The sequence below is a fragment of the Micromonospora sp. DT228 genome (genome assembly GCF_049841595.1).
Taxonomy (GTDB): domain Bacteria; phylum Actinomycetota; class Actinomycetes; order Mycobacteriales; family Micromonosporaceae; genus Micromonospora.
The window spans coordinates 213,374-238,120 of record NZ_JBNCKO010000009.1; the positions used below are offsets into that span (position 1 = coordinate 213,374).

Annotated in this window: 22 protein-coding genes; 10 read left to right on the forward strand and 12 right to left on the reverse strand. The window is 72.6% G+C overall.

Annotated features, from left to right (window positions below; all coding sequences use genetic code 11):
• Nucleotides 1-117: 117 nt before the first annotated feature.
• Nucleotides 118-1,365 (forward strand): MFS transporter, encoded by a 1,248-nt coding sequence (locus ACLQ29_RS20160; RefSeq protein WP_425773041.1) that lies wholly within the window; start codon nucleotides 118-120, stop codon nucleotides 1,363-1,365.
• A gap of 23 nt (nucleotides 1,366-1,388) precedes the next feature.
• Here the strand turns inward: ACLQ29_RS20160 and ACLQ29_RS20165 are convergent, their stop codons facing one another.
• A complete protein-coding gene (locus ACLQ29_RS20165) occupies nucleotides 1,389-2,291 on the reverse strand; it encodes a hypothetical protein (RefSeq protein WP_425773042.1) in 903 nt (300 codons plus the stop codon).
• Nucleotides 2,288-2,689 carry a hypothetical protein gene (locus ACLQ29_RS20170; protein WP_425773043.1) on the reverse strand — a complete coding sequence of 134 codons (402 nt, stop codon included), beginning with the start codon at nucleotides 2,687-2,689 and terminating at the stop codon, nucleotides 2,288-2,290. Before ACLQ29_RS20170 ends, ACLQ29_RS20165 begins: the two co-directional genes overlap by 4 nt.
• A gap of 74 nt (nucleotides 2,690-2,763) precedes the next feature.
• Here ACLQ29_RS20170 and ACLQ29_RS20175 point away from each other — a divergent pair, with 74 nt between their 5' ends.
• Nucleotides 2,764-5,562: a CHAT domain-containing protein gene (locus ACLQ29_RS20175; RefSeq protein WP_425773044.1), complete on the forward strand. Its 2,799-nt coding sequence runs from the start codon at nucleotides 2,764-2,766 to the stop codon at nucleotides 5,560-5,562.
• Between the two features lie 20 nt (nucleotides 5,563-5,582).
• Here ACLQ29_RS20175 and ACLQ29_RS20180 read toward each other — a convergent pair whose 3' ends face one another.
• Complete coding sequence (locus ACLQ29_RS20180; protein WP_425773045.1) at nucleotides 5,583-6,692, reverse strand: tetratricopeptide repeat protein; 1,110 nt, start codon at nucleotides 6,690-6,692, stop codon at nucleotides 5,583-5,585.
• A 232-nt stretch (nucleotides 6,693-6,924) separates the two neighbouring features.
• Here ACLQ29_RS20180 and ACLQ29_RS20185 point away from each other — a divergent pair, with 232 nt between their 5' ends.
• From ACLQ29_RS20185 to ACLQ29_RS20195, 3 genes are all read left to right on the forward strand, one after another.
• Nucleotides 6,925-7,596: a hypothetical protein gene (locus tag ACLQ29_RS20185; protein WP_425773046.1), complete on the forward strand. Its 672-nt coding sequence runs from the start codon at nucleotides 6,925-6,927 to the stop codon at nucleotides 7,594-7,596.
• A gap of 323 nt (nucleotides 7,597-7,919) precedes the next feature.
• Entirely contained in the window at nucleotides 7,920-8,732 is an 813-nt protein-coding gene (locus ACLQ29_RS20190) for a hypothetical protein (RefSeq protein WP_425773047.1), read from the forward strand.
• Nucleotides 8,733-9,022: 290 nt separating this feature from the next.
• Nucleotides 9,023-9,853 carry an RNA methyltransferase gene (locus tag ACLQ29_RS20195; RefSeq protein ID WP_425773099.1) on the forward strand — a complete coding sequence of 277 codons (831 nt, stop codon included), beginning with the start codon at nucleotides 9,023-9,025 and terminating at the stop codon, nucleotides 9,851-9,853.
• 19 nt (nucleotides 9,854-9,872) lie between these two features.
• Here ACLQ29_RS20195 and ACLQ29_RS20200 read toward each other — a convergent pair whose 3' ends face one another.
• On the reverse strand, nucleotides 9,873-11,435 hold the full coding sequence (locus ACLQ29_RS20200) for an NAD(P)/FAD-dependent oxidoreductase (RefSeq protein ID WP_425773100.1): 1,563 nt from the start codon (nucleotides 11,433-11,435) through the stop codon (nucleotides 9,873-9,875).
• A 195-nt stretch (nucleotides 11,436-11,630) separates the two neighbouring features.
• Here ACLQ29_RS20200 and ACLQ29_RS20205 point away from each other — a divergent pair, with 195 nt between their 5' ends.
• The 3 genes from ACLQ29_RS20205 to ACLQ29_RS20215 all read left to right on the forward strand — a co-directional run bounded on the left by ACLQ29_RS20205 (nucleotide 11,631) and on the right by ACLQ29_RS20215 (nucleotide 13,951).
• Nucleotides 11,631-12,848, forward strand: a complete 1,218-nt coding sequence (locus ACLQ29_RS20205; protein WP_425773048.1) for a hypothetical protein — start codon at nucleotides 11,631-11,633, stop codon at nucleotides 12,846-12,848.
• 75 nt (nucleotides 12,849-12,923) lie between these two features.
• Nucleotides 12,924-13,496: a GNAT family N-acetyltransferase gene (locus ACLQ29_RS20210; protein WP_425773049.1), complete on the forward strand. Its 573-nt coding sequence runs from the start codon at nucleotides 12,924-12,926 to the stop codon at nucleotides 13,494-13,496.
• Nucleotides 13,497-13,537: 41 nt separating this feature from the next.
• A complete protein-coding gene (locus tag ACLQ29_RS20215; RefSeq protein ID WP_425773050.1) occupies nucleotides 13,538-13,951 on the forward strand; it encodes a type II toxin-antitoxin system Phd/YefM family antitoxin in 414 nt (137 codons plus the stop codon).
• A 48-nt stretch (nucleotides 13,952-13,999) separates the two neighbouring features.
• Here the strand turns inward: ACLQ29_RS20215 and ACLQ29_RS20220 are convergent, their stop codons facing one another.
• The 7 genes from ACLQ29_RS20220 to ACLQ29_RS20250 form a co-directional block, all read right to left on the reverse strand.
• Entirely contained in the window at nucleotides 14,000-15,067 is a 1,068-nt protein-coding gene (locus tag ACLQ29_RS20220) for an ABC transporter ATP-binding protein (RefSeq protein ID WP_425773051.1), read from the reverse strand.
• Nucleotides 15,064-15,879, reverse strand: coding sequence for an ABC transporter permease (locus ACLQ29_RS20225; protein ID WP_425773052.1), 816 nt, complete (start codon nucleotides 15,877-15,879; stop codon nucleotides 15,064-15,066). Before ACLQ29_RS20225 ends, ACLQ29_RS20220 begins: the two co-directional genes overlap by 4 nt.
• Nucleotides 15,876-16,649, reverse strand: a complete 774-nt coding sequence (modA, locus tag ACLQ29_RS20230) for a molybdate ABC transporter substrate-binding protein (protein WP_425773053.1) — start codon at nucleotides 16,647-16,649, stop codon at nucleotides 15,876-15,878. Before modA ends, ACLQ29_RS20225 begins: the two co-directional genes overlap by 4 nt.
• Nucleotides 16,646-17,068 carry a TOBE domain-containing protein gene (locus ACLQ29_RS20235; protein ID WP_425773054.1) on the reverse strand — a complete coding sequence of 141 codons (423 nt, stop codon included), beginning with the start codon at nucleotides 17,066-17,068 and terminating at the stop codon, nucleotides 16,646-16,648. The genes modA and ACLQ29_RS20235 overlap by 4 nt, the downstream gene beginning before the upstream one ends.
• A 241-nt stretch (nucleotides 17,069-17,309) precedes the next feature.
• Entirely contained in the window at nucleotides 17,310-17,702 is a 393-nt protein-coding gene (locus ACLQ29_RS20240) for an SCO5389 family protein (protein WP_179783419.1), read from the reverse strand.
• Between the two features lie 155 nt (nucleotides 17,703-17,857).
• On the reverse strand, nucleotides 17,858-18,349 hold the full coding sequence (gene smpB / locus ACLQ29_RS20245; protein WP_393371047.1) for an SsrA-binding protein SmpB: 492 nt from the start codon (nucleotides 18,347-18,349) through the stop codon (nucleotides 17,858-17,860).
• Nucleotides 18,350-18,374: 25 nt separating this feature from the next.
• Nucleotides 18,375-20,630, reverse strand: coding sequence for a hypothetical protein (locus ACLQ29_RS20250; protein ID WP_425773055.1), 2,256 nt, complete (start codon nucleotides 20,628-20,630; stop codon nucleotides 18,375-18,377).
• 149 nt (nucleotides 20,631-20,779) lie between these two features.
• Here ACLQ29_RS20250 and ACLQ29_RS20255 point away from each other — a divergent pair, with 149 nt between their 5' ends.
• Nucleotides 20,780-22,438 (forward strand): FAD-dependent oxidoreductase, encoded by a 1,659-nt coding sequence (locus tag ACLQ29_RS20255; protein WP_425773056.1) that lies wholly within the window; start codon nucleotides 20,780-20,782, stop codon nucleotides 22,436-22,438.
• Nucleotides 22,439-22,493: 55 nt separating this feature from the next.
• Entirely contained in the window at nucleotides 22,494-23,948 is a 1,455-nt protein-coding gene (locus ACLQ29_RS20260) for an ATP-binding protein (protein ID WP_425773057.1), read from the forward strand.
• A 231-nt stretch (nucleotides 23,949-24,179) separates the two neighbouring features.
• Here ACLQ29_RS20260 and ACLQ29_RS20265 read toward each other — a convergent pair whose 3' ends face one another.
• The gene (locus ACLQ29_RS20265; RefSeq protein WP_425773058.1) at nucleotides 24,180-24,695 is read right to left on the reverse strand and encodes an NUDIX domain-containing protein; all 516 of its coding nucleotides are present in this window, start codon (nucleotides 24,693-24,695) and stop codon (nucleotides 24,180-24,182) included.
• Between the last annotated feature and the right edge of the window lie 52 nt (nucleotides 24,696-24,747).

Here is a 24,747-nt window from a genome sequence, read left to right on the forward strand (position 1 = left end):
AATTATGCCTTTCCACAACCGTTGGTTGTGGCACGCCCGGAAGCCGGTTGTTTGATTCCCCGGCGGTCCGTGCGATGGGATGCCCGGACCGGAACGTCTGGTGTCACGGGGGGTCGCATGCGTACGCGGTTGGGGCCGAACGTCGGTTGGCTGTGGTCGGCCTACGGCGTCAGCGCGTACGGCACGTGGCTCGCCTTCGGCGCGTTTCCACTGCTCGCGGTGCGAGTGCTGGACTCGTCGACATTCGCCGTGTCGCTGCTGGAGGCGGCGGGGCACGCCGTCGCGGCGATCGTCGCCGTCTCGCTCGGGCCGTGGGTCGAGCACCGGGCCAAGCGTCCGGTGATGATCGCGATGGACCTGGTCCGGTTCGCGGCGATGGCAAGTGTCCCGGTCGCGTACCTTCTCGGCGTGCTGTCGTACGGCCAACTGTTGGTTGTCTCGGTGGTCTGCGCGACGGCGAGCATCGCGTTCACCGCGGCCTCCGGCGCGTACCTGAAGTATCTGGTCCGTGGTGAGCATCTCCTGGTGGCGAACGGGCGGTTCGAGGGCACGACCTGGACGGCGGTCGCGGCGGGCCCGCCCCTCGGTGGCGCGCTTGTCGGGTTGCTCGGCCCGGTCGTCACGGTCCTGGCCGACGCTCTCAGCTACCTGCTGTCCGCGTTCGCGGTCCGGCGTATCCGGGGCGGCGACGTCGCGGCGCCCCGCGACCGGGTCACCCGGCTGCGCCCGGCCGACCTCCCGCACGGCTGGCGACTCATCCTCGGCGACCGCGTCCTGCGGGCTCTGTTCCTCAACTCGGTGCCGGTCGGCGGCCTCATCATGGCCACCGCCCCGCTGCTGGCCGTTCTCCTGCTGGGCGAGTACCACATGCCGGCCTGGCAGTACGGTCTCGCGTTCGGCATCCCGGCGCTCGGCGGGTTCGTGGGCGCCCGCCTGTCCGCGCGTCTCGTGCACCGCCACGGCCGGTACCGGGTCATGGTCGTCTCCGGCTGGCTGCGCTCGGTGTTCCCACTCGGTCTCGCGTTCGTCCAGCCCGGCATCCCCGGGCTGGTCACCGTGATCGTCGTCGAGGGCCTGCTGATCACCTGCATGGGCGTCTTCAACCCGATCTACGCGACCGAACGCCTGCGACGGACTCCGGTGTCGTACACCGCCCGGGTGCTCAGCACCTGGACTGCCAGCGGCAGACTCCTCCAGGCCGTCCTGATGGTGATCTGGGGTGTGCTCGCCACCCTCACCAGCCCGCTCGCCGCGATCGCCGTCTCCGGCGTCCTCCTGCTCGCCACCCCGCTGCTGCTGCCCAAGCGGGAAGACCTCTCGGCCCCGGAGCCGGTCCGGCCGGCCGAAGACGTCCGGGTCGCGTGACCACTGCGCGCTTCGACTCAGGATCACCGGTCCTTGCGGAGCAGGGAGGTCACCGCCTGCCCGTCGGCCGTGCCGAAGGTGCCGTCGGTGGGATGGCCCAGCGTGGCGCCGAGGGTGCGTACGTGCAGATCGACAACCGCCTCCACCAGGTCGGCCAGCACGGACACCGTGGCGCGGCCGTGTCGCCAACCCGCCACGCACAGCCCGAGGCCGATGAGCGCCGCGGGCCACCAGAGCAGGCCGAGCGCCAGATACAGCAGCCCCCAGCCCACCCGCCGGGCGGCGGCGGTGAAGTCGGCCTGCGCGAGGGCGAGCGGATTCCGGGTCTCCTCGGGCAGCAGCAACCACAGTCGGGGCCAGGCCGCGGCCAGGTCCAGGCCGTAGCAGTCCCGCACCCGTACCGCGGTGGCGAGCATGCGGTCACCGATCCAGGTCGGCCGGTCCGGCTCGGTCACCGCGATCCGGTCGCAGGCGCGGGCGAGCGCCTGGGTGTCCGGCAGCGGTCCGGTGGCACCGTCGCGAGACCGCAACCGGCGTGCCTTGTCCCGCAGCGCGTTCTCGTAGCTGTCCACGGCGGCGTGCCATCGACGCCGCCGCCGACGGGTCACGGCCTCGCCGGCCCGGCCCCAGCCCTGCGTCCAGAGGGCCACGACCAGGCGTTCCAGGCTCTGGGCGACAGTCGCGGCGACGACGCTGGCCAGCACGACACCGAGGACGATCAGCAGCGCGGAGCCGGTGCTCCGGGCCGGTGACCCGAGGGCGAGCCGGTCCACCTCCTGCCGCAGCAGCCCCAGGTCCCACCAGTGGGCGTGGCCGAGCCGCACCGCCGCGGCGCACACCGCCACGAACACCACACCGGGCAGCGCCAGCCCGGCGAGCCACCGCTCGGCCAGCTTCCCGCCGAGCGAGGCGATGACCGCGTTCACCGGTCCATCCGAAACGCCGGCAGCGGGCAGTCCCACACGGCGCAGCTCGGCGGCGGGTCGGCGTCCGGCCGGGGGATCTCCACCCGGTCGCACAGGTCACCGGGGCACACCTGGACGACTTCCGGGCGGCGGCCGTGGATGCCGGCCAGGGGCAGGTAGCGCTCTCCTCGGACCGTCGTGTCACCACCGACCAACCCGCCGCGACGCATCAACTCGGTCACCTCGGCCAACACCGCGTCCATGCCCTCGTCGGACAGCGACGGGTCCCGCAGCCGCGCCAGGGCCTGGGCCGGTGCCGGCCCGAGCAGGTCGCCCACCTGCGCGATGTCGGCGCAGATCCGGGCCAGCCGGGCCGCCCGGTCGTCGTCGAGTCGCCTGTCCGGCGCCGATTGACTCATCGGCTGATTATCTCCTGTCGATGTGGGCGCGCGGCTGGCAGGCTGGGGGGCAACCGCGACGGGGAGGTGCGCCGGTGGGTCGCTACGCGAGGGACGTCGTCGACCACTGGCGTCGTGCCGCGGCCAGGCAGCCGCACGGCGACCGGCGGTGGACCCAGGCCCAGGTGGAGCTGGGGGCCGCGCTGCTCGACAGGTACGCGGAGGACCACGCGCGGGAGGACCTGATCGAGGCCACCGTCGTGCTGGAGGCCGCGATCCGTACGATGGCCGACTCCTTTCTGGCCGAGGAGTTGGGGACCGCGCACGGTGTCCGCGCGTTGGCCACGTACACCGATGTGCTGCTCGCCAGAGCCCAGGTCGAGAGTGACCCGCAACTGCTGGACATCGCCGAGCAATATCTGCAGTTCGCCGAGGACTCCTCCGCCGACCTCGGCAACAGCGCGGTGCTGATGCTCAAGACCGCTCAGGTCTATCGGGCCCGGCACACCTTCGACGGCTCGGTCGACACGCTCTACCGGGTGACGTTCCAGGCCGAGATGGCCGAGCGGTGGATCAGCGAGGAGCACCGGCCCACGCTGCGCGGCATCCACGCCGAGGCGCTGCTGCGTGCCTACCAGCTCACCGGGGTGGAAGACTACGTCGACGAGGCGTTGGAGCTGGTGTCCTCGGTGGACACGACCGGGCCCAGCCAGGACCAGATCGTCATGCTGCGAGCCCGGTGCCTGCTGGCCAGGGCCGCCGGGACCACCCACACCGCCGATGCCGAACGGGCCGTCGCGCTGCTGCGGGCACACACCCCGCAGGGCAACGCCCCGCGTTTCCTGGCCGGGCAGACGTTGCTCACCCTGGTCGACCGCACCGGCCGCGTCGAGTTGCTCGGCCAGGCGTGGGAGGAGTTCCTGGCCGCGCTGAACACCGTTTCCGAGCGGCATCCGGACCACCGGGCGGCGCTCGCCAGCCTCTCCGGCGTCGGCATGAAGACGCACCAGCTGACCGGCGACATCTCCCCGCTGGAGACGGCGATCGGCCTGCTGCGCCGGGCGCTCGCGCTCTCCGTACGCGGCGAGGCCAACCACGCGTTGTACCTGGACCAGTTGGGCTACAGCCTCCGGTTGCTCTACGACGCCACCGGGGAGCCCGCCTACCTGGAGGAGGCGCTCGTCCTGCTGCGGAAGGCGCTGGACGCCCTGCCCGCGCGTGATCCGCAGCGCGTCGAAACCGGGTTGTCCATCGCCCAGGCGTTGCGGGCGACCTACCTGCGTACCGGTGAGACGGCCCTGCTCACCGAGGCCGCCGAGCGGGCCCGCGTCGCCGGCCGCATCGACTCCGGCGCCGTGCCGGTCCGGATCCAGGCCTTCGACAAGGCGGCCTACACGCTGACCGCGCTGGGCCGGTGGGAGGAGGCGACGGAGGCCTTCGACGAGGCCATCACGCTGCTGCCACGGCTGGCCTCCCGGGGACGTACCCGACACGACCAGTACGCCGGCCTCGGCTCGACGGCCGGGTTGGCGGCGACGGCCGCCTCCTGCGCGATCGGCGCCGGGCAGCCCGAGCGGGCCCTGGAACTGCTGGAGCGTGGCCGGGGCCTGCTGCTGCACCAGCGGTTGACCGCCGATGGCGAGTGGGCGGCGCTCCAACGCGCCGACGGACGCCTGGCCGCCGACTTCCAGCGGATGCGCCGGGACTTCGAAGCGCCCGTCCCCGAAGCGTCCCGACCCACCACCTTCGGGCGGGACCGGGAAACCGAGTGGAACGTGCTGCTGGCAACGATCCGGGAGCTGCCCGGCCTGGGCGACTTCCTGCGCCCGCCCAGCGCCGGGCAGGTGCTCGACCAGGTCGACGGGACCGTGATCGTGCCGATCGCGAGCGAGTTGCGCTGCGACGCGCTCATCCTGCGGCAGCACCGCGTGACGGTGCTGCCGCTGCCGGATCTGTCGCTGCCCGACGCCGTGACGCGGCTGCGGCTGCTGCAGGAGGCCACCACCACGGCGTACGACCCGGCGGCGGACGCGCGGAGCCGGCTGCGTGCCCAGTCGGTGCTCACCGGCGTACTGGAATGGTTGTGGTCTGCCCTCGTGGGGCCGGTGCTGGACCGGATCGACGGGACCGGGGCTACCGGCGACCTGCCGCGCGTCTGGTGGTGCCCGGTCGGCCCGCTGGCGTTCTTTCCCCTGCACGCCGCCCAGGACGGCGCCGGCCGGTCCGCCCTCGACCGGGTGGTCTCCTCCTACACCCCGACCGTTACCGCGCTCGCCCGCAAGCGCACCGGGCCGCGCACGTCCCGGCCCGACGCCCGGTCCTGCGTCGTGGCGATGCGCGCCACCCCCGGCGGCCCGGGAGCGCTGCCCAGCGCCGAACGCGAGGCCGTGTCGGCGGCGCGGGCGCTGCCCGGAGCGTGGCTCGGGCTGGACGCGAGCGCCACCCGGGAACAGGTCCTGGAGCGGTTGGCCGACTCGGCCTACGCGCACTTCGCGTGCCACGCGGTGGCCGATCCGCACGACCCGGCGCAGGGCCGGCTGCTCGTGCACGACCACCAGGACAGCCCGCTCACCGTGGCCGACGTGTCCCGGCTCGACCTGGACGCGGAGTTCGCCTTCCTGTCGGCCTGTGCGACCGCCCAGGCCCCGCCGACCCTTGTCGACGAGGCGCTGCACATCACCGGCGCCTTCCAGCTCGCCGGGTTCCGGCACGTCATCGGCACCCTGTGGGAGGTCGACGACGCGGTCTCCCTCGCCCTGACCACCGCCTTCTACGAGCACGCCGACGCGACCGGGGCGGCGGCGTACGCGCTGCACGCGGCCGTGCGGGGGCTGCGGGACCGCTACCCGCTGGCACCGACGCTGTGGGCAGCGCACATCCACACCGGCGGCTGACCGGCCAACGCCGGTCGGTGTCAGCGGGTGACCCGGACCAGCGCCCGGGCCCTCTCCGTATCGGGATGACCCGGGCCGTGCACGCGTTCGCAGCCGGCCAGCGCGGCCCGCGCCTCCTGGCCGGCCCGCCGGTCACCGGCCTCGACCAGCAGTTGGGCGAAGAGCGTCCGCATCTCCAGGGTCGCGGGATGGTCGACGCCTCGGCCCCGTTCACTGTCCGGCAGCGTGTCGGCCAGCAACCCGATCGCCTCGGCCCGCCGGTTTACCCCGGCCAGCGCTCTGGCCAGGGAGTGCCGGGCGTGCAGGCGTACACCGTCGGTGTTGCTCAGGGCTTGCCCGGCGTCCTCCGCCAGCGACCGGGCCGCGTCGACCGCCTCGGCCGCCCGGCCGTTGTCGAGCAGGACGACGAGCAGGTTGCTGCGGGCCTGCAGCGTCACCGGGTTGGTGGGGCCCACCGTCCGGCTCAGCCGCTTGACCACGTCCCGCAGGGCCCGCTCGGCCTGCTGGCTGCGGCCCTGCAGGTGCTGGAGCCCGGCCAACTTCATCTGGCAGGTCAGGGTGTCCGCGTCGTCGCGGCCCAGCGTCCGCGCCATGCCGTCGGCGACCTGCCGCAGCAGCGGTTCGGCCTCGTCCATCCGACGCAGCTCGATCAGCAACCAGCCCAGGTTGTTGCCGCTGCGCAACGTCTCGGCGTCGGAGTCGCCGAGCACCCGACGCCGCGCCTGGTAGACGTCTCGTTGCACCCGTTCGGCCTCGGCGTGGACGCCGCGCTGCCAGAGCGCGAAGGCCAGGCTGTGCTTGCTGCGCAGGGTGTCCGGATGCTCCGGCCCCAGCGCGGAGCTGCGCAACCCGACGATCTCCTGATAGACAGCCACGGCTTCGTCGATGTCGTGGCCGCGCACCAACTCCTGCGCGTAGCGGGACCCCGCCTCCAACGTCCGCGGGTCGGTCGCGCCGTACTGCTCGTGGTAGGCGTGGTATTGCAGCCCGAAGGCCACCGGACCACCGACCGTCTTGGTGGTCGAGCGGCCGCCCTGGGTGACGGTGATCTCGACGATCGGGCCGGACGGTTTCGATTCGCGCGGCGGCTCGTCATCGCGCTTACGGCTGCGGTTGAACCATGTGCCCACCGCCCGCACCTCCCGCAGTGTCGACAACCACACGACCCGTCATCGACAGCAGACCACATGTCGACGTCAAACAATATCGCCCCCGGTCGATCCTGGTGCCGGAGCGTCTCTCATGTTTGTCGGCCGGCATGGTGAAGTCGCCGCTCGCCCGTCGTAGGCGAGGGCCGCCGTGTTGGCACTGTCGACTCACTGGGCCGGGGTGGCATGCTGATCGTATGAGCGGGGACCGGCGTTGACCGCTGCGACTGGGGGTGAGGGGCGCCAACAGGGCGCCCAGGAGCGTCGACCGGCCGTGCCGCGACGATTCTGGTGGCGTCCCGCGCTGTACGGCGAGCCCGCCGCCGTGGACATGATCAGCACAATCGCGGCTCCGGTCCTCGCGGGCTTCTCCATCGCGCTTCTCGGTGTTGTCGCGCAGGCGCCCGCGAACTTCCGCTGGCCGGGAGTCGCGCTGTTGTTGCTGTTGCTCACCGCGATTCTCTTCGTCATGTGCCTGCAGTGTGGGTTCTGGGCGCGGCAATATCTCGTGTCGAGGGGCGAAGCCGCCGCATGGTTTGACGACTTCGACAGCACGACGCGCCAGGAGCAGGTCCGTCGCGAACAGGTTGCCTACGGCCACGTGTACGAAGGTTGGGCGCGGCGCTCCAAACTCTTCTACCGGATGGCGCTCCAGACCATGTTCGCCGCCTTACTGGTAGTCCTCCTGCCGACCGCCGGTGGCGACGGTGCGATGCAGAGTGGTTGGCGTTGGGCGGCGGCGTCTCTCGCCGCGTTGGCGTTCGTCTTCGAGGCGCTGTGGATCGTGTCGGTGCAACTGGTTCGTGTCCGGGCGCTGCGCCGGGCCCCGTGGGTCGAGGTCGCGCTCAGCAGACTTCTCCTACCCGGTGCCGACCACCATCGATAGGAGGCGCTGGCATGGATCATTGTGGACTCTGTGGAAGTCAGTTGCCGCACGGGCACTCCGTCTGCCGGGAGTGCGGCTGGTCTGCCGACCGAGAGTTACCGGCGGGCGACACGGGCCAGTCACGCGCCGTATTTTGGGCGCAGGTTTGCGACGGATGCAACGGCGTGGTGGGGATCAGCTGCATCTGTGCTGACGGCAACTCGGACCACGAGCCACGACGGCGGTGACTCGACAACGACCGGTGAACCACGCACCTCGGCAACCCCCGACGGGCGCAACGCCACCGATCCTCGAGCGCTGCCCAGCAAGTCAGGAGTTCGAGAGTGCACGTCAGCCTGGTGACCAGCGTCGGTAGGGCCGACCGGCGCAACGAGGACTTCGTCGGTGCGGTGCCCGGTGCTGTCGTCCTACTGGACGGCGCTGGCATCCCGGGAGCGGAGTCGCTGTGCCGCCACGGGGTCGCCTGGTACACCCACCGTCTCGGTGGCGCGCTGCTCGGCCACCTGTCGGCCGACGACGGCCGGGACCTCGCGGCCGTCCTCGCCACCGCCATCGACGAAATCGCCGCCGCGCACCGCGACACCTGCGACATCGCGGACCCCAGCAGCCCGCAGGCGACAGTCGTGCTGGCCCGCGCCCACCGGGGTCGCCTGGACTATCTGCTGCTCGCGGACTCCTTCCTCGTCCTCGACCAAGCCCACGGTGGCCCGCGGGTGATCACCGACGAGCGCGAGGTGACCGCCCGGCGCGACTGCTCCGCTCCGCTTGCCGGTGTCGCCCGGGGCACACCTGAGTACGACCGTGTGCGCGCCTCCTGTGCCCGGGTGCTGCGTGCCCGGCGGAACCGGCCGGGCGGTTACTGGATCGCCAAGGACGATCCGCGCGCGGCGTGGGAGGCGGTGACCGGCAGCCGATCCCTTGCCGACCTGAACGGCGTCGCGTTGCTCAGCAACGGCGCCAGCCGCATCGTCAGCCCGTACGGTCTGACCGACTGGCCCGGCGTGCGGGACGTGCTCGCCACCCACGGCCCGTCCGAGGTCGTCCGCCGCGTCCGGCAGGCCGAGGCCGGCGGCGGCCCCGACGCGCAGCCCCCGGACGACGCCACGGTGGCGTACTGCACGCACCTGTCGCGCTGACGGTCAGCCGCGCAGCGGACCCGTCTACAGTCGGCGGTCGTGCGCCGGGGTCGTTCTGTCCAGCGGATCATGGACCGATCCTCGCTGGCGCCGGCCGGCCCCTCCTCACCGCCGAAGGGGAACACCCTGCCTCCGTCGGGGGAGCTGGGCAGGACCGTCACCGGGCCGACTCGTCGCGGAGCGCGCGCCGGGCGCGGTGCCCACCCACGTAAGCTCGGGAGGTTTTGGTGCGTCGCGGCTGGCCGCACGGCGTGCCGAACAGCGAACGGGCAGACGCGATGGAGGCGGGGTTGGTGGCGGTCCTACGGGTGACGACTCGCAATGCACGGTTCCAACAGTGGGAGGCGCTGTTGGGCAATCGCACGAAGCGCCAGCGCAGCGGCGAGTTCCTCGTTCAGGGCGTCCGACCCATCACGCTGGCGATCCAACTCAGGTGGCAGGTCCGCCAGCTTCTGTACAACGCGGACGCACGCCTGTCGACCTGGGCGCACGAGACCCTCGACGCCACCCGCGCGACACAGGTTGCCGTCGCCGGTGAGTTGATGGTCGAGCTGGGCGGGAAGGGGGACGTCACCCCGGAACTGCTCGCCGTGGTGGCGTTGCCCGACGACGACCTCGGTCGCATCCCGACGGGCCCCGGCCTGCTCCCGGTCGTCTTCGACCGGCCGACCAGCCCCGGCAACATCGGGACGCTGATCCGGTCGGCGGACGCCTTCGGCGCGAGCGGCGTCGTCATCACCGGCCATGCCGCCGACGTCTACGACCCCAAGGCGGTACGCGCCAGTACGGGTTCGCTGTTCTCGGTGCCCGTCGTGCGTGTGCCCGGACACCGGCCGGTGCTCGACTGGGTCGCGGCCGTCCGCGCCGACGGCGTCGAGGTGCAGGTGGTGGGCACCGACGAGAGCGGGGCGGTCGAGGCGACCGAGTACGACTTCACCCAGCCGACCCTGCTGGTGGTCGGAAACGAGACGTCCGGGCTCAGCTCGGCGTGGCGCGATGCCTGCGACCATCTGATCCGGATCCCCATGGTGGGCGCCGCCAGCTCCCTGAACGCCGCCACCGCCGGATCCGTCGTCCTGTACGAGGCGGCACGCCAACGGGCCGGCGGTGGGCGCGGATAGCGGACGCAGTCGGCGTCTCCTAATCCACCGGGGCCGGCACCTGCGCGGCCCGGTCGCCGTCGCCCCCGGGGTGGACTCCGACGGGAGCGGCGATCGGGGCGGCGACGATCCGGCTGGGCAGCACCGGCGCGTCCCGGCCCGTGCCGCGCCGGTCGCCGCCGGCAGACTGCTCGTGGTAGTCCTGCTCGACGTTCACCGTCCAGACGTCGTGCGTACTGCCGGTGGCGATGTTCTCGACGGTGAGCATCGCGGTCAGCATCGAATGGTCCTGGTTGTTGTAGCGGTGCATGCCGTTGCGGCCCACCGGGTGCACGTTCGGCACCGCCTCGGCCAGCCACGCCCGGATCACGTCCACGTTGTGCTGGTAGCGCTCGTCGTACACCGGGTAGGCCTTCGGCATCCGCACGACGTGGCCGGCCTCCACCACACCGGGCCGCGCCAACCCCAGCCGCTCCAGCTCCGCGGTGGCCAGGGCCACGAGGTCGGCATCCGGGGTACGCCACATCTCGTCGTCCTCGAAGACGAAGTACTCCAGGCCCAGGCAGGTGCGGCCGTCCTTGACGAGGTACGGCGACCAGGAGCCGAAGTTCTGGATCCGGCCCACCCGTACCCCCGGATCGTGCACGTAGATCCAGTTGTCCGGGAACGAGAACTCCGCGGGCACCACGAGCGCCACCGTCAGGAAGTCGCGGTAGCGCAGGTCGGCGGCGCAGGCCAGCACCTCCGGTGGCGCCGCCGGACGCAGGACGGACACCAGCTCCGAGATCGGCATCGACGAGATCACGTGGTCGGCCGGCTCGGTACGCTGCCCGCCCGCCCCGTTGACAGTCACGCTTATCGCCCGCCGCCGCGTCGGGTCGCGGTGCACCGCGGTGACCCAGGCGCCCGTCGACACCTGCCCGCCCCGGCGGCACACCTGCTCAGCGCAGCGTTCCCACATCATCCCCGGCCCGTACTTCGGGTACTGGAACTGTTCGATCAGGCTTGTCACGTCCGTGCGGTACCGCTTGGGCAGCAGCGCGTTGCGGATCGCCGTGGCCAGTGACAGGTTCTTGATCCGCTGCGCGGCCCAGTCCGCCTGCAGCCGGTCCGCGGGCATCCCCCAGACCTTCTCGGTGTACGTCTTGAAGAAGATCGAATAAAGCCGCCAGCCGAAGCGGGCCGACACCCAGCCCTCGAAGTGCGTCTGGTCCCGTGGCGGCCGCAACCGGGCGTGGGCGTACGAGCCGAGGCAGCGGGCCGCCTCCGACAACCCCAGGTTGCGCAACGCGTTGACGGGGCTGAGCGGGTAGTTGAACAGCGCTCCCCGGTAGAAGATCCGGCTCATCCGGGGCCGCGTCAGGAAGTCCTCGTCCGGCAGGATCTCGTGCCAGAACGCCTCCACGCGAGGCACTTTCGTGAAGAACCGGTGCCCGCCGATGTCGAACCGCCACCCGTCGCGCTCCACGGTCCGGCTGATCCCCCCGACCACCTCGTCGGCCTCGAAGACCCGGACGGTCCGACCGTGCCGGAGCAGCTCGTACGCCGCCGTGAGCCCCGCGGGCCCCGCGCCGATGACCACCGTGCCGTGCTGCTCGCCCATGCTGCCGCACTCCCTGCTCTGCGCCATCGTCCTGCTCTTCGCCATCGTCGGAGGCGCCGGATCTACCCGATCCACGCCGAATGTCACTCCCGGTCAACGATCGATTCCACTCCGGAGTGGCGTCTGGCGGCGTACAACGGGTTGGACCACACTCCTGTGCGGCGGGTGGGCCGACGAACCGGGGGGCGGGGGCGGATGCACCGGTGGCGAAGCGGCGCGGCGGCGCTTGCCGTCCGACTGGACGCGGCCGGCCGCGCCGGAGCGCGCGTGGCCCGTCGGGTGCCGGCGCCCTGGCCGTACGTCATCGGCCTGTTCCTCGGCGCGAAGCTGCTGCTGACCCTGCTCGGGCTGCTGGTCCTGCACGCCTGGGACGGGGTGCCCGGAGCGCCGCCGCCCGACGAGGCGCTGATGTGGGCGCAGCAGCGCGAAATCTCCGGGCACCGGTGGATCTCCTTCTGGTTCGCCTGGGACGGGCTGCTCTACCTGCGGCTGAGCGAGCTGCCCCTGACCGGGCCGTGGCGGGACTTCGGCTTCCCGCTGCTCTACCCGTTCCTGGCCCGGCCGGTCGGCGCGCTGCTCGGCGGGGACAACGCGCTGGCCCTGCTGGTGATCAGCAACGTCGCGTTCCTGCTCGCGCTCTGGTACGGCTACCGGCTGGCCGAGGTGCTGCTCGGCGACGTGCCCGCGGCCCGCCGCTTCACCAGGTACCTCGTGCTGCTGCCCACCGCGTTCCTGTTCCAGGCCGCGTTGACCGAGTCGCTCTTCGTCTGTCTCGCGTTGGCCGCGTTCTACCACGCCGAGCGACGCCAGTGGCTGCTTGTCGGTGTGCTCGGCTACTTCCTGGCGATGAGCCGCTCCGTTGGTCTGCTCGTCGCGCTGCCGCTGGCCCTGGTCCTGCTGCGCCAGCACGACTGGCGGCTCGGCCCCCGCGCCCTGCTCGGCTACCTACGAATCGGCTGGCCGTTGCTGCTGCTGCCCGCCGGCTGGTTCACCTTCATGGCGTTCTGCCGGTGGCGGGGCGGGGACTGGTTCGCCTACCAGCACGCCCAGCAGGTCGGGTGGGGCATCGAGGTGCAGAACCCGGTGCCGGTGCTGCTCGCCGGGGAGCCCCGCGACGCCGGCCGGGTCCTCTTCGCCGTGGCCGTGCTGGCCGTGCTGGTCGCCGGGTTCCGCCGCCGGGAGCTGGCCTACCTGGTGTACGGCGTACTCATGGTGGTGGTGCCGCTGTCGATGGGCCCGGCGGTGTACCGGAGCCTGCTGCGGTATCTGCTGGCCGCGTTCCCGGTGGCCCTCGTGCTGGCTCGGTGGGCGCGCCACGCCGGCGTCGACGTGTGGCTGACCGCGACGCTCGCCGTCGCGCAGGGCACGCTGTTCGTGCTCTGGCTCACCTACTGGACCCACATGATCATCTGACGGGGCCGTTGCCCGGTGCGGGCGCACACGACAGGCCTGTGCGAGGCTGTTTCCCCGCATCTGACTGGAGGCCCGGTGTTCGCCCTGCCACTGACCGAGGAGGTCGAGCTGCGTCCGCTGAACCCGTGGCTGGCCGAGGAGTTCCTCGCCCACCTGGATCGGGCGCGGGAGCACATCCAGCCCTGGGTGTCGCCGTCGTTCGTCGCCACCGACCTGCCGTCGGCCCGCGCGGTGTTGCAGCGGTACGCCGACCGGTGGGCCAGCGACACCGGCGGCATCTGGGGGCTGTGGTGGCGCGGCACGCTCGTCGGCGGCGTCATGTTCGTGTCGTTCGACGTGACCCGGGGCGTCTGCGAGGCGGGTTGCTGGGTGGAGCCGGCCGCGCAGGGCAGGGGATTCGTCGCCCCGGCGATCCGCCGGATCGTCGACTGGGCCGTACGTGAGCGCGGCATCCACCGGGTCGAGTGGCGTACCACCGCCGACAACACCCGCAGCAGGGCCCTCGCCCGACGGCTCGGCCTGCGCCTCGACGGCACCCTCCGCCAGGTCAGCCCGGGCCCGCACGGCCGCATCGACCTTGAGGTCTGGTCGGTCCTGGCCGACGAGTGGCTGGCCGGACCGGGTACGACGCCGACGACCGTCCACTGACGACCGCGTGTTTTGTCGTACCCCGGCGGCACCATGCATCCATGGCCGTCCCCGCGCTCACCCCCCACCCCGACCCGCCGCGTTCCGTGCCGCTGCGTGAGGCGCGCACCCGGTTCGGTCAGCTTGTCGCGCTCGCCGAGCTGACCGACACGGTCACCGTCGTCACCCGCGACGGCGATCCCCGCCCGGTCGCCGCGATCGTCCCCGCCGCGGCCGCCCGCAGTGGCGCCCAGGCCCGCGCCGACGCCGACCGGCTCTCCACCGTCACCGCCGGCTGGGCCCGCCGCCTCGACGAGCAACACCGACGCAGCACCCAGCGGCACGCCGCCGAGCTGGCGGCGATCCGCTCCGCGCTGGCCGAGGCGTGGGCCGAGCTGGACCGCCGGGTCGTCCCGGGCAGCGACCCCACGGTGGCCCGGCTGCGCGCGGCGCACAACGACCTGCTCGCCGGCTGACCGCCCGCACGCAGCCGGTGCCGACCGGGGTTGCCGGCGGCGCAGCGGTCAGCCGGTGGCCGGGTAGGCGTGCGTCTCGGCCGCCTTGACCGCCACCCAGACCCGCTGACCGGGAACCAGTCGCAGTTGGGCGGCGGCGGTCGGCGTGACGTCGGCGGCCACCCCGACCGGCCCGTCCACCTGCACCCGGAGGTTGTCGCCGTGCCGCTGGACGCCGGCCACCGTCCCCGCCCAGGTGTTGCGCGGGCTGCCCTCCGGCCGCGACGGGTGCAGGGCCACCGCCGCCGGACGGAACGCCACGAAGGCCTCGCAGTCCAACCGGTCGGCGACGGTGAGGGTCAGCTCCGGCGCGACGCGTACCCCATGCCCTTCGGCTCTGCCCCGATAGAGGTTGAGCCCGACCAGCCGGGCGACGTAGTCGGTGCGCGGGCGGGCGGTGACGCTCGGCCCGTCACCCTCCTGCACCACCCGGCCACCCTCGACGATGACAAGCCGGTCGGCGAGCGCGAGGGCGTCCAGCGGGTCGTGGGTGACCAGGACCGTCGCGCCCGGGTGCGCGGACAGGTGGCGGTGCAGCTCCGCGCGGGTGTCCAGTCGGGTGCGGGCGTCCAGCGCGGCGAGCGGCTCGTCCAGCAGCAGCAGCGACGGCGCGACGGCCAGCGCGCGAGCCAACGCCACCCGCTGCGCCTGACCACCGGAGAGCTGCCGGGGGCGGCGGTGCGCCTGGGCGTCCAGCCCCACCCGGTCGAGCCACTCCCGGGCCGTGGCACGGGCCGTCTTCCGGTCCACGCCGTGCCGGCGCGGCCCGAAGGCCACGTTGTCCAGGGCGTTGAGGTGCGGAAAGAGCAGGTAGTCCTGGAAGACCACACCTATCGGCCGACGCTCGGTGGGCACCCAGCCGCGCGTCGCCGGGCGGTCCAGGTCGACGTCGTCGAGCGTCACCTGGCCGGCGGTGAGCGGGTGCAGCCCGGCCAGCGCGCGCAGCGCGGTGGTCTTGCCGGCGCCGTTCGGCCCGAGCAGCGCGACCACCTCGCCGGGCGCCACCCGCAGCGGCACGTCGAGCCGGAAGGCGCCCCGGTCGACGACGAGCCGGGCGTCCAGCAGCGCATCGCTCATGCGCTTGTCATCCAGCGGTCCCGCAGCGCCACCAGGATGCCCACCGACACGACGAGCAGCACGAGACTGAGCACGATCGCGGACTCCAGGTCGGTCTCCAGGGCCAGGTAGACGGCGAGCGGCATGGTCTGTGTCCGACCGGGATAGTTGCCGGCGAAGGTGATGGTGGCACCGAACTCGCCCAACGCCCGCGCCCAGCAGAGCACCGCCCCGGCGGCCAGCCCGGGTGCCACAAGCGGCACCGTGACGTGGGTGAAGGTGGTCCACCGGCCGGCGCCCAGCGTGGCGGCGGCCTCCTCGTAGCGGTGGTCCGCGGCGCGCAGCGCTCCCTCCACGGCGATGACCAGGAACGGCATGGCCACGAACGACTCGGCCAACACGACACCCGCGGTGGTGAACGGCAGGGTGACACCGAACGTGGCGTCCAACCAGCCGCCGAGCAGCCCACGCCGGCCGAAGACCAGCAACAGCGCCACCCCGCCGACCACCGGCGGCAGCACCAGTGGCACGGTGACCAGCGCGCGCACCAGTCGGCGGCCGGGAAACTCGACCCGGGCCAGCACCCAGGCGAGCGGCACCCCGAGCAGCAGGCAGAGCACGGTGGCCAGGGTCGCGGTCTGCACCGACAGCCGCAGCGCGGTCAGCGCGCCCGGCTCGGTGAGCCGCTGCGGCAGCGTGGTCCACGGCGCCCGGATCACCAGCCCGGCCAACGGCAGGACGAGGAAGAGCAGCCCCAACCCGGCGGGGATCAACAGCGCCGCCGGCACCCGCCCTCGCCGTCGGGGCGCGGCGTGCTCGAGGATCCGACTCATGGGGTCTGGAAACCGGCCTCGGCGAGGACCGCCTGCGCCGGCGCCGAGCGGACGTACGCGACGAAGGCCCGCGCTCCGGCCGGATTCGGCGCGTCCTTCAGCGCGACGATCGGGTAGTCGTTGATTGCCCGCGCCGACTCGGGAAACTCCACAGCGGTCACGTCGCCGCTCGCCGCTCGCGCGTCGGTGCGGTAGACCAGGGCCGCGTCGACCTCACCGAGCTTCACCTTGGCGAGCGCGCCCTTGACGTCCTGCTCCAGGGTGACCGGCGTCAGCGCGATGCCGGCCGCGTCCAGGGCGGTGCGGGCCGCCGCGCCGCAGGGCACCTGAGTCGCGCAGAGCGCCACCTTCACGCCGGACCGGCTCAGGTCGGCCAGGCCGGTCACGCCCGCCGGGTTGCCCCTTGGCACCGCGATGACCAACTGGTTGCGGGCGAAGACGCCCGGTGTGCCGTCGGCGTTGCCCGCCTCGGTGACAGTGGCCATGTTCGCCGGGGCGGCGGAGGCGAACACGTCCGCCGGCGCACCCTGGTTGATCTGGTTGGCCAGGGCTGAGCTGCCCGCGAGGTTGAGGGTCACGGTGCTGCCGGGGTTGGCGGCCTCGAAGTCCTTGCCGATCCGGCGGAACGTCTCGGTAAGCGAGGCGGCCGCGAACACCGTCACCGCGCCGGTGCCCCGGTCGTCCGAGGCCCGGTCGTCGCCCGCGCCGCAGCCGGCGACCGTCAGCGCCAGGACGACGGCCATCGCCGTACGCGTCGCCCGCGCGCTCATCCGCCCGACCTTCCCCGGCTCGGGGCGGGCGCGGCCCGTTCCACCACCACCGTGGTCGACTTGATCACCGCGACGGCCATCGACCCGACTCGCAGATCCAGCTCGTCGACCGCCTCCCGGCTCATCAGCGACACGACGCGGAACGGGCCGGCCTGGATGTCGACCTGGGCCATCACCGTGTCCTTGCGGACGTCCACGACGATGCCGCGCAGCCGGTTGCGAGCCGAGGAGAACTCCGCGCCCGCGTCCGGGTCGGCGGCCTGGGCGCGGGCGAACGCGGCCAGGTCGACCCCGTCGATCACCCGCTGGCCGTGCTCGTCGCGCCCGGCCGTCAGCCGCCCGGCATCGACCCAGCGGCGAATCGTGTCGCTGCTGACACCGAGCAGGTCGGCCGCCGCACCGATCCGGAACATCGTCACCGGCTCACCCTAGCTGCCGCACCTGCGGGCATGGAAGGCCGGATCGGGCCGTGTCTGCGTACTCCCGTGGCGTTCTCTGGCCGTAGTTGCGCCACCTGGCCGAGCGTGGTGCCCGTCGTCAAGATCCGCGCAACATCGGGGATGTTGTGGCGCTGCGTGCGGGGCGTGCCCGCGCGCGGGTCGGCGGCAGGGCCCCAGGGGGAGGGCGGGCCGCCGGGGCCCGCCCGCCCCGAGCCCACCCTCAGCAGTTGCGCAGCTCCGGTGACTGGTTGAGCAGTTGGCCGCGTGTCGACACGAAGCGGCGGTAGCGCTCCCCGTCGACGGCCGACGGGCGGAACGCGGCGACGCGGTGGCAGTTCTGGAAGGCCAGGCGTACGCCGAAATGCCGTTCCAGGCCGGCGCGGATGGCGTCGCTGGCCAGCGCGCGCAGCAGTTGTCCCCGGTCGGCGTCGGTGGGCGGCGGGACGACGTTGTCGGCCAAATCGTCGTCGCCGGCCTCCAACTCGGCCACCACCCGGCTGACGGTGGCCCAGGCGTACGGGAGTGAGTCACGGACGCAGGCGATGAAGGCCTCGTCGTCGATCGGGCCGCGTTCGGCGGCGTCGAGCAGGGCGGGCGGGACGGTGAGCGACATGGTTCTCCTCCGCATCAGCTAATGATTACCGTTTTCAATAACGGCGTAGACCGAGCAGACCACGTCATCCGAGAGACGTCAACGACCCACCGGCGCGCCGCGCCGCCACCCACGGCGCGCCGCGCGAAAGAACTGCGATCCGGAACCAAGGCAGGTCAGGGCCTGCGGGGGTGACCCTTGAGGTGCCGGCCCAGCTCGCGGGCGATCTCCCGGTTGGCGTCCCGCTCGGCCATCGTCTGCCGCTTGTCGTAGGAACGCTTGCCCTTGGCCAGCGCCAACTCGACCTTGGCGTAGCCGTTCTCGAAGTACATCGACAGCGGGACCAGGGTCACCCCGCCCTCGCGGACCTTGTCCAGGATCCGGTCGATCTCGGCCCGGTGCAGCAGCAGCTTGCGGTTGCGGCGCGGGGCGTGGTTGGTCCAGGTGCCGTAGGCGTACTCGGCGATGTGCAGCCCGTACAGCACGATCTCACCGTCGCGTTCGTGGGCGAACGCGTCCACCAGCGAGGCCCGCCCCTCGCGCAGCGACTTCACCTCGGTGCCGACGAGCACGATGCCCGCCTCGTACGTGCGCAGCACGGTGTACTCGTGCCGGGCCTTCTTGTTCGAGGCGATCAACCGGCGTTCGGGCTGCTTGGACGGGCTCACCCCGCGACGATATCCGGCCGCTGCCTCAGCCGGGCCGGCCGGCTCCGCCGGTCGCCCGCCGCCCCGGGCTCAGCCGCCCGGCCAGTTCCCGCACCGCGTCGGCGAACTCATCCTGCGACTCACACGGCCAGTGCCCGAGGATCGGTGGGGGGACGCTGTCGCTGGGCGCCGGCACCACATCCTGCGGATCGACCAACCGGCGGTCCACCGTCGCCGCCGGCCCGGTCAGCGTCTCGGGCTCCCCGGGCCGCTGGGAGGAGAAGATCCAACCGCCGATCGGGTCGGTGTCGCGCCACAGGTTGATCCAGCGCCAGCCGACCCGCTCGCCGATCTCCCGCAGCGCCGGCTCGTCGGCGTAGGCCGGGAACAGCCGCGCGTACAACCGGCCCAGTGGCGATCCGTAGGTCAGCAGGGCGACCCGGTCGGTGATCCGGGTGGGCAGTTGCAGCACCGTGGCGGCGAGCAGCACCGAGCCGTGACTGTGCCCGGCCAGCAGCACGCCCTGTCCCTGCTCCACCAGGTAGGTGATCCGCTTGGCCAACTCCGGCACGGCCCGCTCGGCGTAGCAGGGCGGCGCGAACGGGTGTGCCGCCCGGGGCCAGAACGTGCCCAGGTCCCACAGCACACCCACGTAGCGACGGAACTGTGCCGTCCGGTAAGCGAAGATGCCGCCCACCACCAGGCCGAGCAGGATCACGGCGATCGCGTAGCTGCCCGACCCGATCAGGAAGTTGACCAAGCTGTCCGGCACTCCGACGTAGCGCTGCGCCAGTTCGCCTGGCAGGAGTTGGAGCAGGCCGAGCACGCTTGTGGAGAGGCCGAGCGCCGCCAGCCCGGCGTACACCACGGAGAGCGGTTCCAGTCGCTCGGTGAACCGGGCGCGGGCGATCGCCCGCTCGACCCGGCGCAGCCGGTCCGCCGCCGCCGGTGGCGCGTGCGGGAAGTCGGCGGCCACGATCGCCCGGGCGGCCCGCCGCCGCCCGCGCCGGGTCAGCCTGGTGACCACGGCGGCCACCAGCAGGGCGGTCACCACCGCCAGGAAAAACCCGAAGATCGCCCACTTGTACGGCAGCGGAGGGCTGGTCTCCAGGCCGTCCGCGGTCGTCCCCTGGCGATCGAGCAGGTCCGCCACCCGGTAGACCAACTCGGCGGAGAACGCCACGGCGAGGCCGGCCGCGATCGTGACGAAGACAGGTGCCCCCAACGCGCGCAGCGGCCCCCCACGGTGCCGGCCGCCCCGCCGCCAGAGCACCAGCGCGGCGAGAGCGGTCACCAACATCATCTGGCTGACGAACAGCCAGGCCACCATCGCGCCGTAGCCCGGCAGCGCGCCGCCGCGCGGCCACGGGGCCGGACTGATGACGATGTGCACGATCACCAGCATCGTCAGGCCGCAGGCGATCGTGCGCAGCCCTCGGAAGAGGGCGTCCACCCGCGGCGCCGGGTCGGTCCGGTCGATGCTCGGCACCACCGTGATCAGGACCAGGCAGGTCAGCAGCACCGCCCCGGTGGCCGCCAGCAGGATCACCATCACCCACGAGCGGTGCTGGCTGGCCCGGGCGGCCAGCAGGCTGCCGTCGAGGGTGGCGAATCCCGCCGCGACGTGGACCGAGCGCAGCCGACCCACGAGTGGCTCGCCGTCCCACTGGCCGACCGCGCTCAGTTGGTGCTTCGAGGTCCGGGTCGACGGGGTGCGGAACGCGTCGAACGAGTGGCCCGGGCGGGCGCCCAGCCACCAGACCAGCCCGATGGCGGCGACCGGCACCAACGCCAGCACGCCCAGGCGCAGCCCGGGCGGACGTCCGCCGAGCCAGGACAGCCAACTCCGCCCGGCCAGGCACGACGGGGTGTCCATGCAGCGCCAGGCGACCAGGTCCAACGCCACGCCGACGATGGAGAGCACGTAGAGCATGGTGAGGGTGAGGGCGAGCACCCGGCACAGCGCCATGAAGCCCAGCTTCGAAGCGGTGTTCGACGGGCGCATCCAGAGCGCCACGTTGCAGAGCATGAACGGCAACAGGAACACCAACGACAGCGTCCGGACCGCCGTGCCGGACGGCAGGTCACTCCACCGGTACGCCTCGAGCGTCACCCCGTCCGTCCCGGTCGAGTCCGGGTAGCCGGGGCGCGGTCGGTAGAACCCGCCGCTGCGGTCCCCGGCGACCTGCTGCACGTGCGGCCGGTCCAGCACCTGGTCCGCTCCCGCGCCGGAGACACCGTGCACCCGCAGTTCCACGATCCCGCCCGACGTGGTCGGTCCGGTCGGCGACACGTCCGCCATGGGCCCCCCGAGGTGTGCGCGGCAGCCGAGCGTCGTCGACGTACGACCACCCACGCGGCTCCCCGGCTTACCCATCCCGAACCCGGTCAACCGTGCCGGCCACCCGGGCCATGGTGCGGCCGACCGTCAACAGGTGGTTTCATGGCGCCATGGCGAACCCGGTGATCCTGACCGTCGACGACGACCCCGTGGTGTCCCGTGCGGTGGCCCGGGACATCCGCCGCCGCTACGGCGACCGCTACCGGGTGCTGCGGGCCTCCTCCGGACCGGAGGCGCTGGACGCGCTGCGGGAGGTCAAACTGCGCGGCGAACAGGTGGCGCTGCTGCTGGCCGACCACCGGATGCCGGAGATGACGGGCGTGGAGTTCCTGGAAGCGGCGATGGACATCTTCCCGGCCGCCCGCCGGGTGCTGCTCACCGCGTACGCCGACACCGACGCCGCGATCGAGGCGATAAACGTCGTCGACCTGGACCACTACCTGCTCAAGCCCTGGCATCCGCCGGAGGAGAAGCTGTACCCGGTGGTGGACGGGCTGCTGGAGGCGTGGTCGGTCACCCCGGACGCGGCGAGCGCGGAGATCCGCGTCGTCGGGCACCGCTGGTCGGCGCCGTCGTTCAAGGTCCGTGACTTCCTGGCGCGCAACCTGGTGCCGTACCGGTGGATGCTCTCCGACGACCCGGAGGGCATCCGCCTGCTCGACGCGGCCGGGGCCACCGAGGCGGACGTACCGCTTGTGGTGACCGCCGACGGCAAGGCGCTGGTCGCCCCGAGCGAGGCCGAGTTGGCCGCGCTCGCCGGGCTGACGGTCGTGCCGGCGTGTGACTTCTACGACCTGGTGGTGATCGGCGGCGGCCCGGCCGGCCTCGGCTCGGCGGTGTACGGCGCGTCGGAGGGGCTGCGCACCGTGCTCGTGGAGCGGCGGGCGACCGGCGGGCAGGCCGGGCAGAGCAGCCGGATCGAGAACTACCTGGGCTTCCCCGACGGCGTCTCCGGCGCGCAGTTGACCGATCGGGCCCGCCGGCAGGCGGTCAAGTTCGGCGCCGAGCTGCTCAGCGCCCGGGAGGTGGTCGGTCTCAGTGAGGCCGGCGGCGCCCGGCTGTTGCGCTTCGGCGACGGCTCCGAGATCGCCGCGCACACGGTGGTGCTGGCCACCGGTGTGTCGTACCGGGTGCTCGACGCTCCCGGGCTGGCCGACTTCACCGGTCGGGGGGTGTTCTACGGTGCCGCCGCCACCGAGGCGCCGAGCTGCGTCGAGCAGGACGTCTACATCGTCGGCGGGGCCAACTCCGCCGGCCAGGCGGCGGTGCACTTCTCCCGGTACGCGTCGAGGGTGCACCTGCTGATCCGGGGCGCGGACCTGACCGCCTCGATGTCGCGTTACCTGATCGACCAGTTGGAGCGGATCGACCGGATCACCGTGCACCCGCACACGGCGGTGGTCGGCGGGACCGGGGACGATCACCTGGAACGGCTCACCCTCTGCGACACCCGTACCGGGGAGGCCCGCTCGGTCGACACGTCCTGGTTGTTCATCTTCATCGGCGCGGAGCCCCGCACCGACTGGCTGGACGGTGTGCTGGTCCGGGACGGGCGCGGCTTCATCGTCACCGGCCCGGACCTGCTGGCCGGCGGGCGTCGGCCGGCGGGCTGGTCGCTGTCCCGCGACCCGTACCACCTGGAGACGAGCGTGCCGGGGGTGTTCGCGGCCGGTGACGTGCGGGCCGAGTCGGTCAAACGGGTCGCCTCGGCCGTCGGCGAGGGCGCGATGGCCGTCTCACTCGTGCACCGCTACCTGGAGGCCCAGTGAGCGCGAGGAGCGAGCCGGGTTTGCGAGCCCCGCAGTCGCGAACGAAGGAGGCCCAATGACCAGCGAGTCTGACCGGTTGACGCCGGCGCAGTTGCGCACCCTGTTCCTGTTCGAGTCCCTCGACGAGGGGCAACTCGAGTGGCTGGCCGAACGCGGCCGGGTCGAGCAGCGTGCCGGGGGAACCCTCGTGTACGCCGAGGGGGAGCCCGGGACCTGCTTCTTCGTGCTGGTGCGCGGCGCGGTGGCGCTCAGTCGCCAGGTGCGCGGCGACGACGTCGAGGTCAGCCGTACCGACCAGCGCGGCGTGTACGGCGGGGCGGTCCAGGCTTACCTGGGTGACCAGGTCGACCAGATCTACCGCAACAGCATGCGGGCGGTGGTCGACTCGGACTTCTTCGTGCTGCCGGCGGAGGACTTCGCGTACGCCCTGCGGTCCTGGTTCCCGATGCCCATGCACCTGTTGGAGGGGCTGTTCCTCGGCCTGCGGAACAGTCAGGTCATCGTCGGCGAACGGGAGCGGCTGTTGGCGCTCGGTTCGCTGTCGGCGGGGCTGACCCACGAGCTGAACAATCCGGCCGCGGCGGCGGTGCGCGCGACCTCGGTGCTGCGGGACCGGGTCGCCGGGATGCGGCACAAGCTCGCGATGGTCGCCGACGGCCGGCTCGACGGCAGGGCGCTGCACGGGCTCGTCTCGTTGCAGGAGGAGGCCGTCGCCCGGGTCGCCACCGCGCCGAAGTTGACCCCGATGGCCACCGCCGACGCCGAGGACACCCTCACCGACTGGCTGGAGGAGCACGGGGTCGGCGGCGCCTGGGACCTGGCGCCGATCCTGGTGGGTGGCGGTCTCGACGCGGCCTGGTTGGCGCAGGTGAAGGCCGCGGTCGGCGCGGCGGACCTGGAGGCGGCGGTGCGCTGGCTCACCTACACCGTCGACACCGAGCTGCTGATGCGCGAGATCGGCGACGCGGTCACCCGGATCTCCGGTCTGGTGGATGCCGCCAAGCAGTACTCGCAGCTGGACCGCGCGCCGCACCGGGTGGTGGACGTGCACGACCTGCTCGACGCCACGCTCGTGATGTTCAAGGGCAAGATCCCCGCCGAGGTGAAGCTGGTCCGCGAGTACGACCGCGGCATCCCGCCAGTGCCGGCGTACGCGGCCGAGCTGAACCAGGTGTGGACCAACCTGATCGACAACGCGTTGGGCGCGATGGGGGAAAAGGGGGTGCTGACCATCCACACCGGACGGATCGGTGACCTGCTGGCGGTGGAGGTCACCGACACCGGCCCGGGTATCCCGCCCGAGGTGCGTCCGCGCATCTTCGAGCCGTTCTTCACCACCAAACCGGTCGGTGCGGGCACCGGTCTGGGGCTGGACATCTCCTACCGGATCGTGGTGCACAAACACCACGGCGACATCCGGGTGGAGACCGAGCCCGGACGGACCACGTTCCGGGTGCTGTTGCCGATGACGGAGGGCGCACCGGAGGTGCCCGTCAACGAGATTCAGTGAACGCGCGTCCGCCGCGTCCGCCGCGTCCGCCGCGCGTCCGCCGCGTCCGCCGCGCGTCCGCCGCGTCCGCCGCGCGTCCGCCGCGTCCGCCGCGCGTCCGCCGCGCGTCCGCCGCGCCGATCTTGCACTTTCGGTCGCCGATATGCGCTGGATGCACTTTTTGTCGGGACAGAAAGTGCAAGATCGCCGGGCCGGGCCGGGCCGGGCCGGGCGGGGCGGGGCGGGTTCAGGTCAGGTGGGCCAGCTGAGGGTGAGGAAGTCGGCGAGGACCCGGGTGTGGGTGGAGAACGCCAGCTCGACCGGGTCGGTGAGCACCAACCACTCGGTCGCCTCCTCCGTCGGCGCGGACGGTGGCAGGTCCTCGGCGACGCGCTCGGGCAGCACCCCGAAGACCATCATCGTGCCGCCCGCCGGGGCGCCGTGCACCGCGAACAGGCGGACGTCCTCGACGGCCGCGACCAGGCCGGTCTCCTCCCGCAGCTCACGAACGAGCGCTTCGGACCACTCCTCGCCGTACTCGACGAAGCCGCCGGGCAGCGCGAGCAGCCCGCGGGCTGGCTCGATGTCCCGGCGGACCACCACGATGCCCAGGCCGTGGGCCGTGCGGACCGGCAGCACCGCGACCGCCACCGGCAGCGGGTTACGCCAGACGGTCTCGCCGCACGCCGCGCAGACGCGCGGCCACCCGGCCGCCGCCGGGTAGGCCGCGCCGCAGAAGGAACAGTGCGAGTACGGCATGCCGGTCATGCCGCAGCACGTTACTCCGATCGCCGCGCAGGCCGCCCGCCGTCACCTCGCC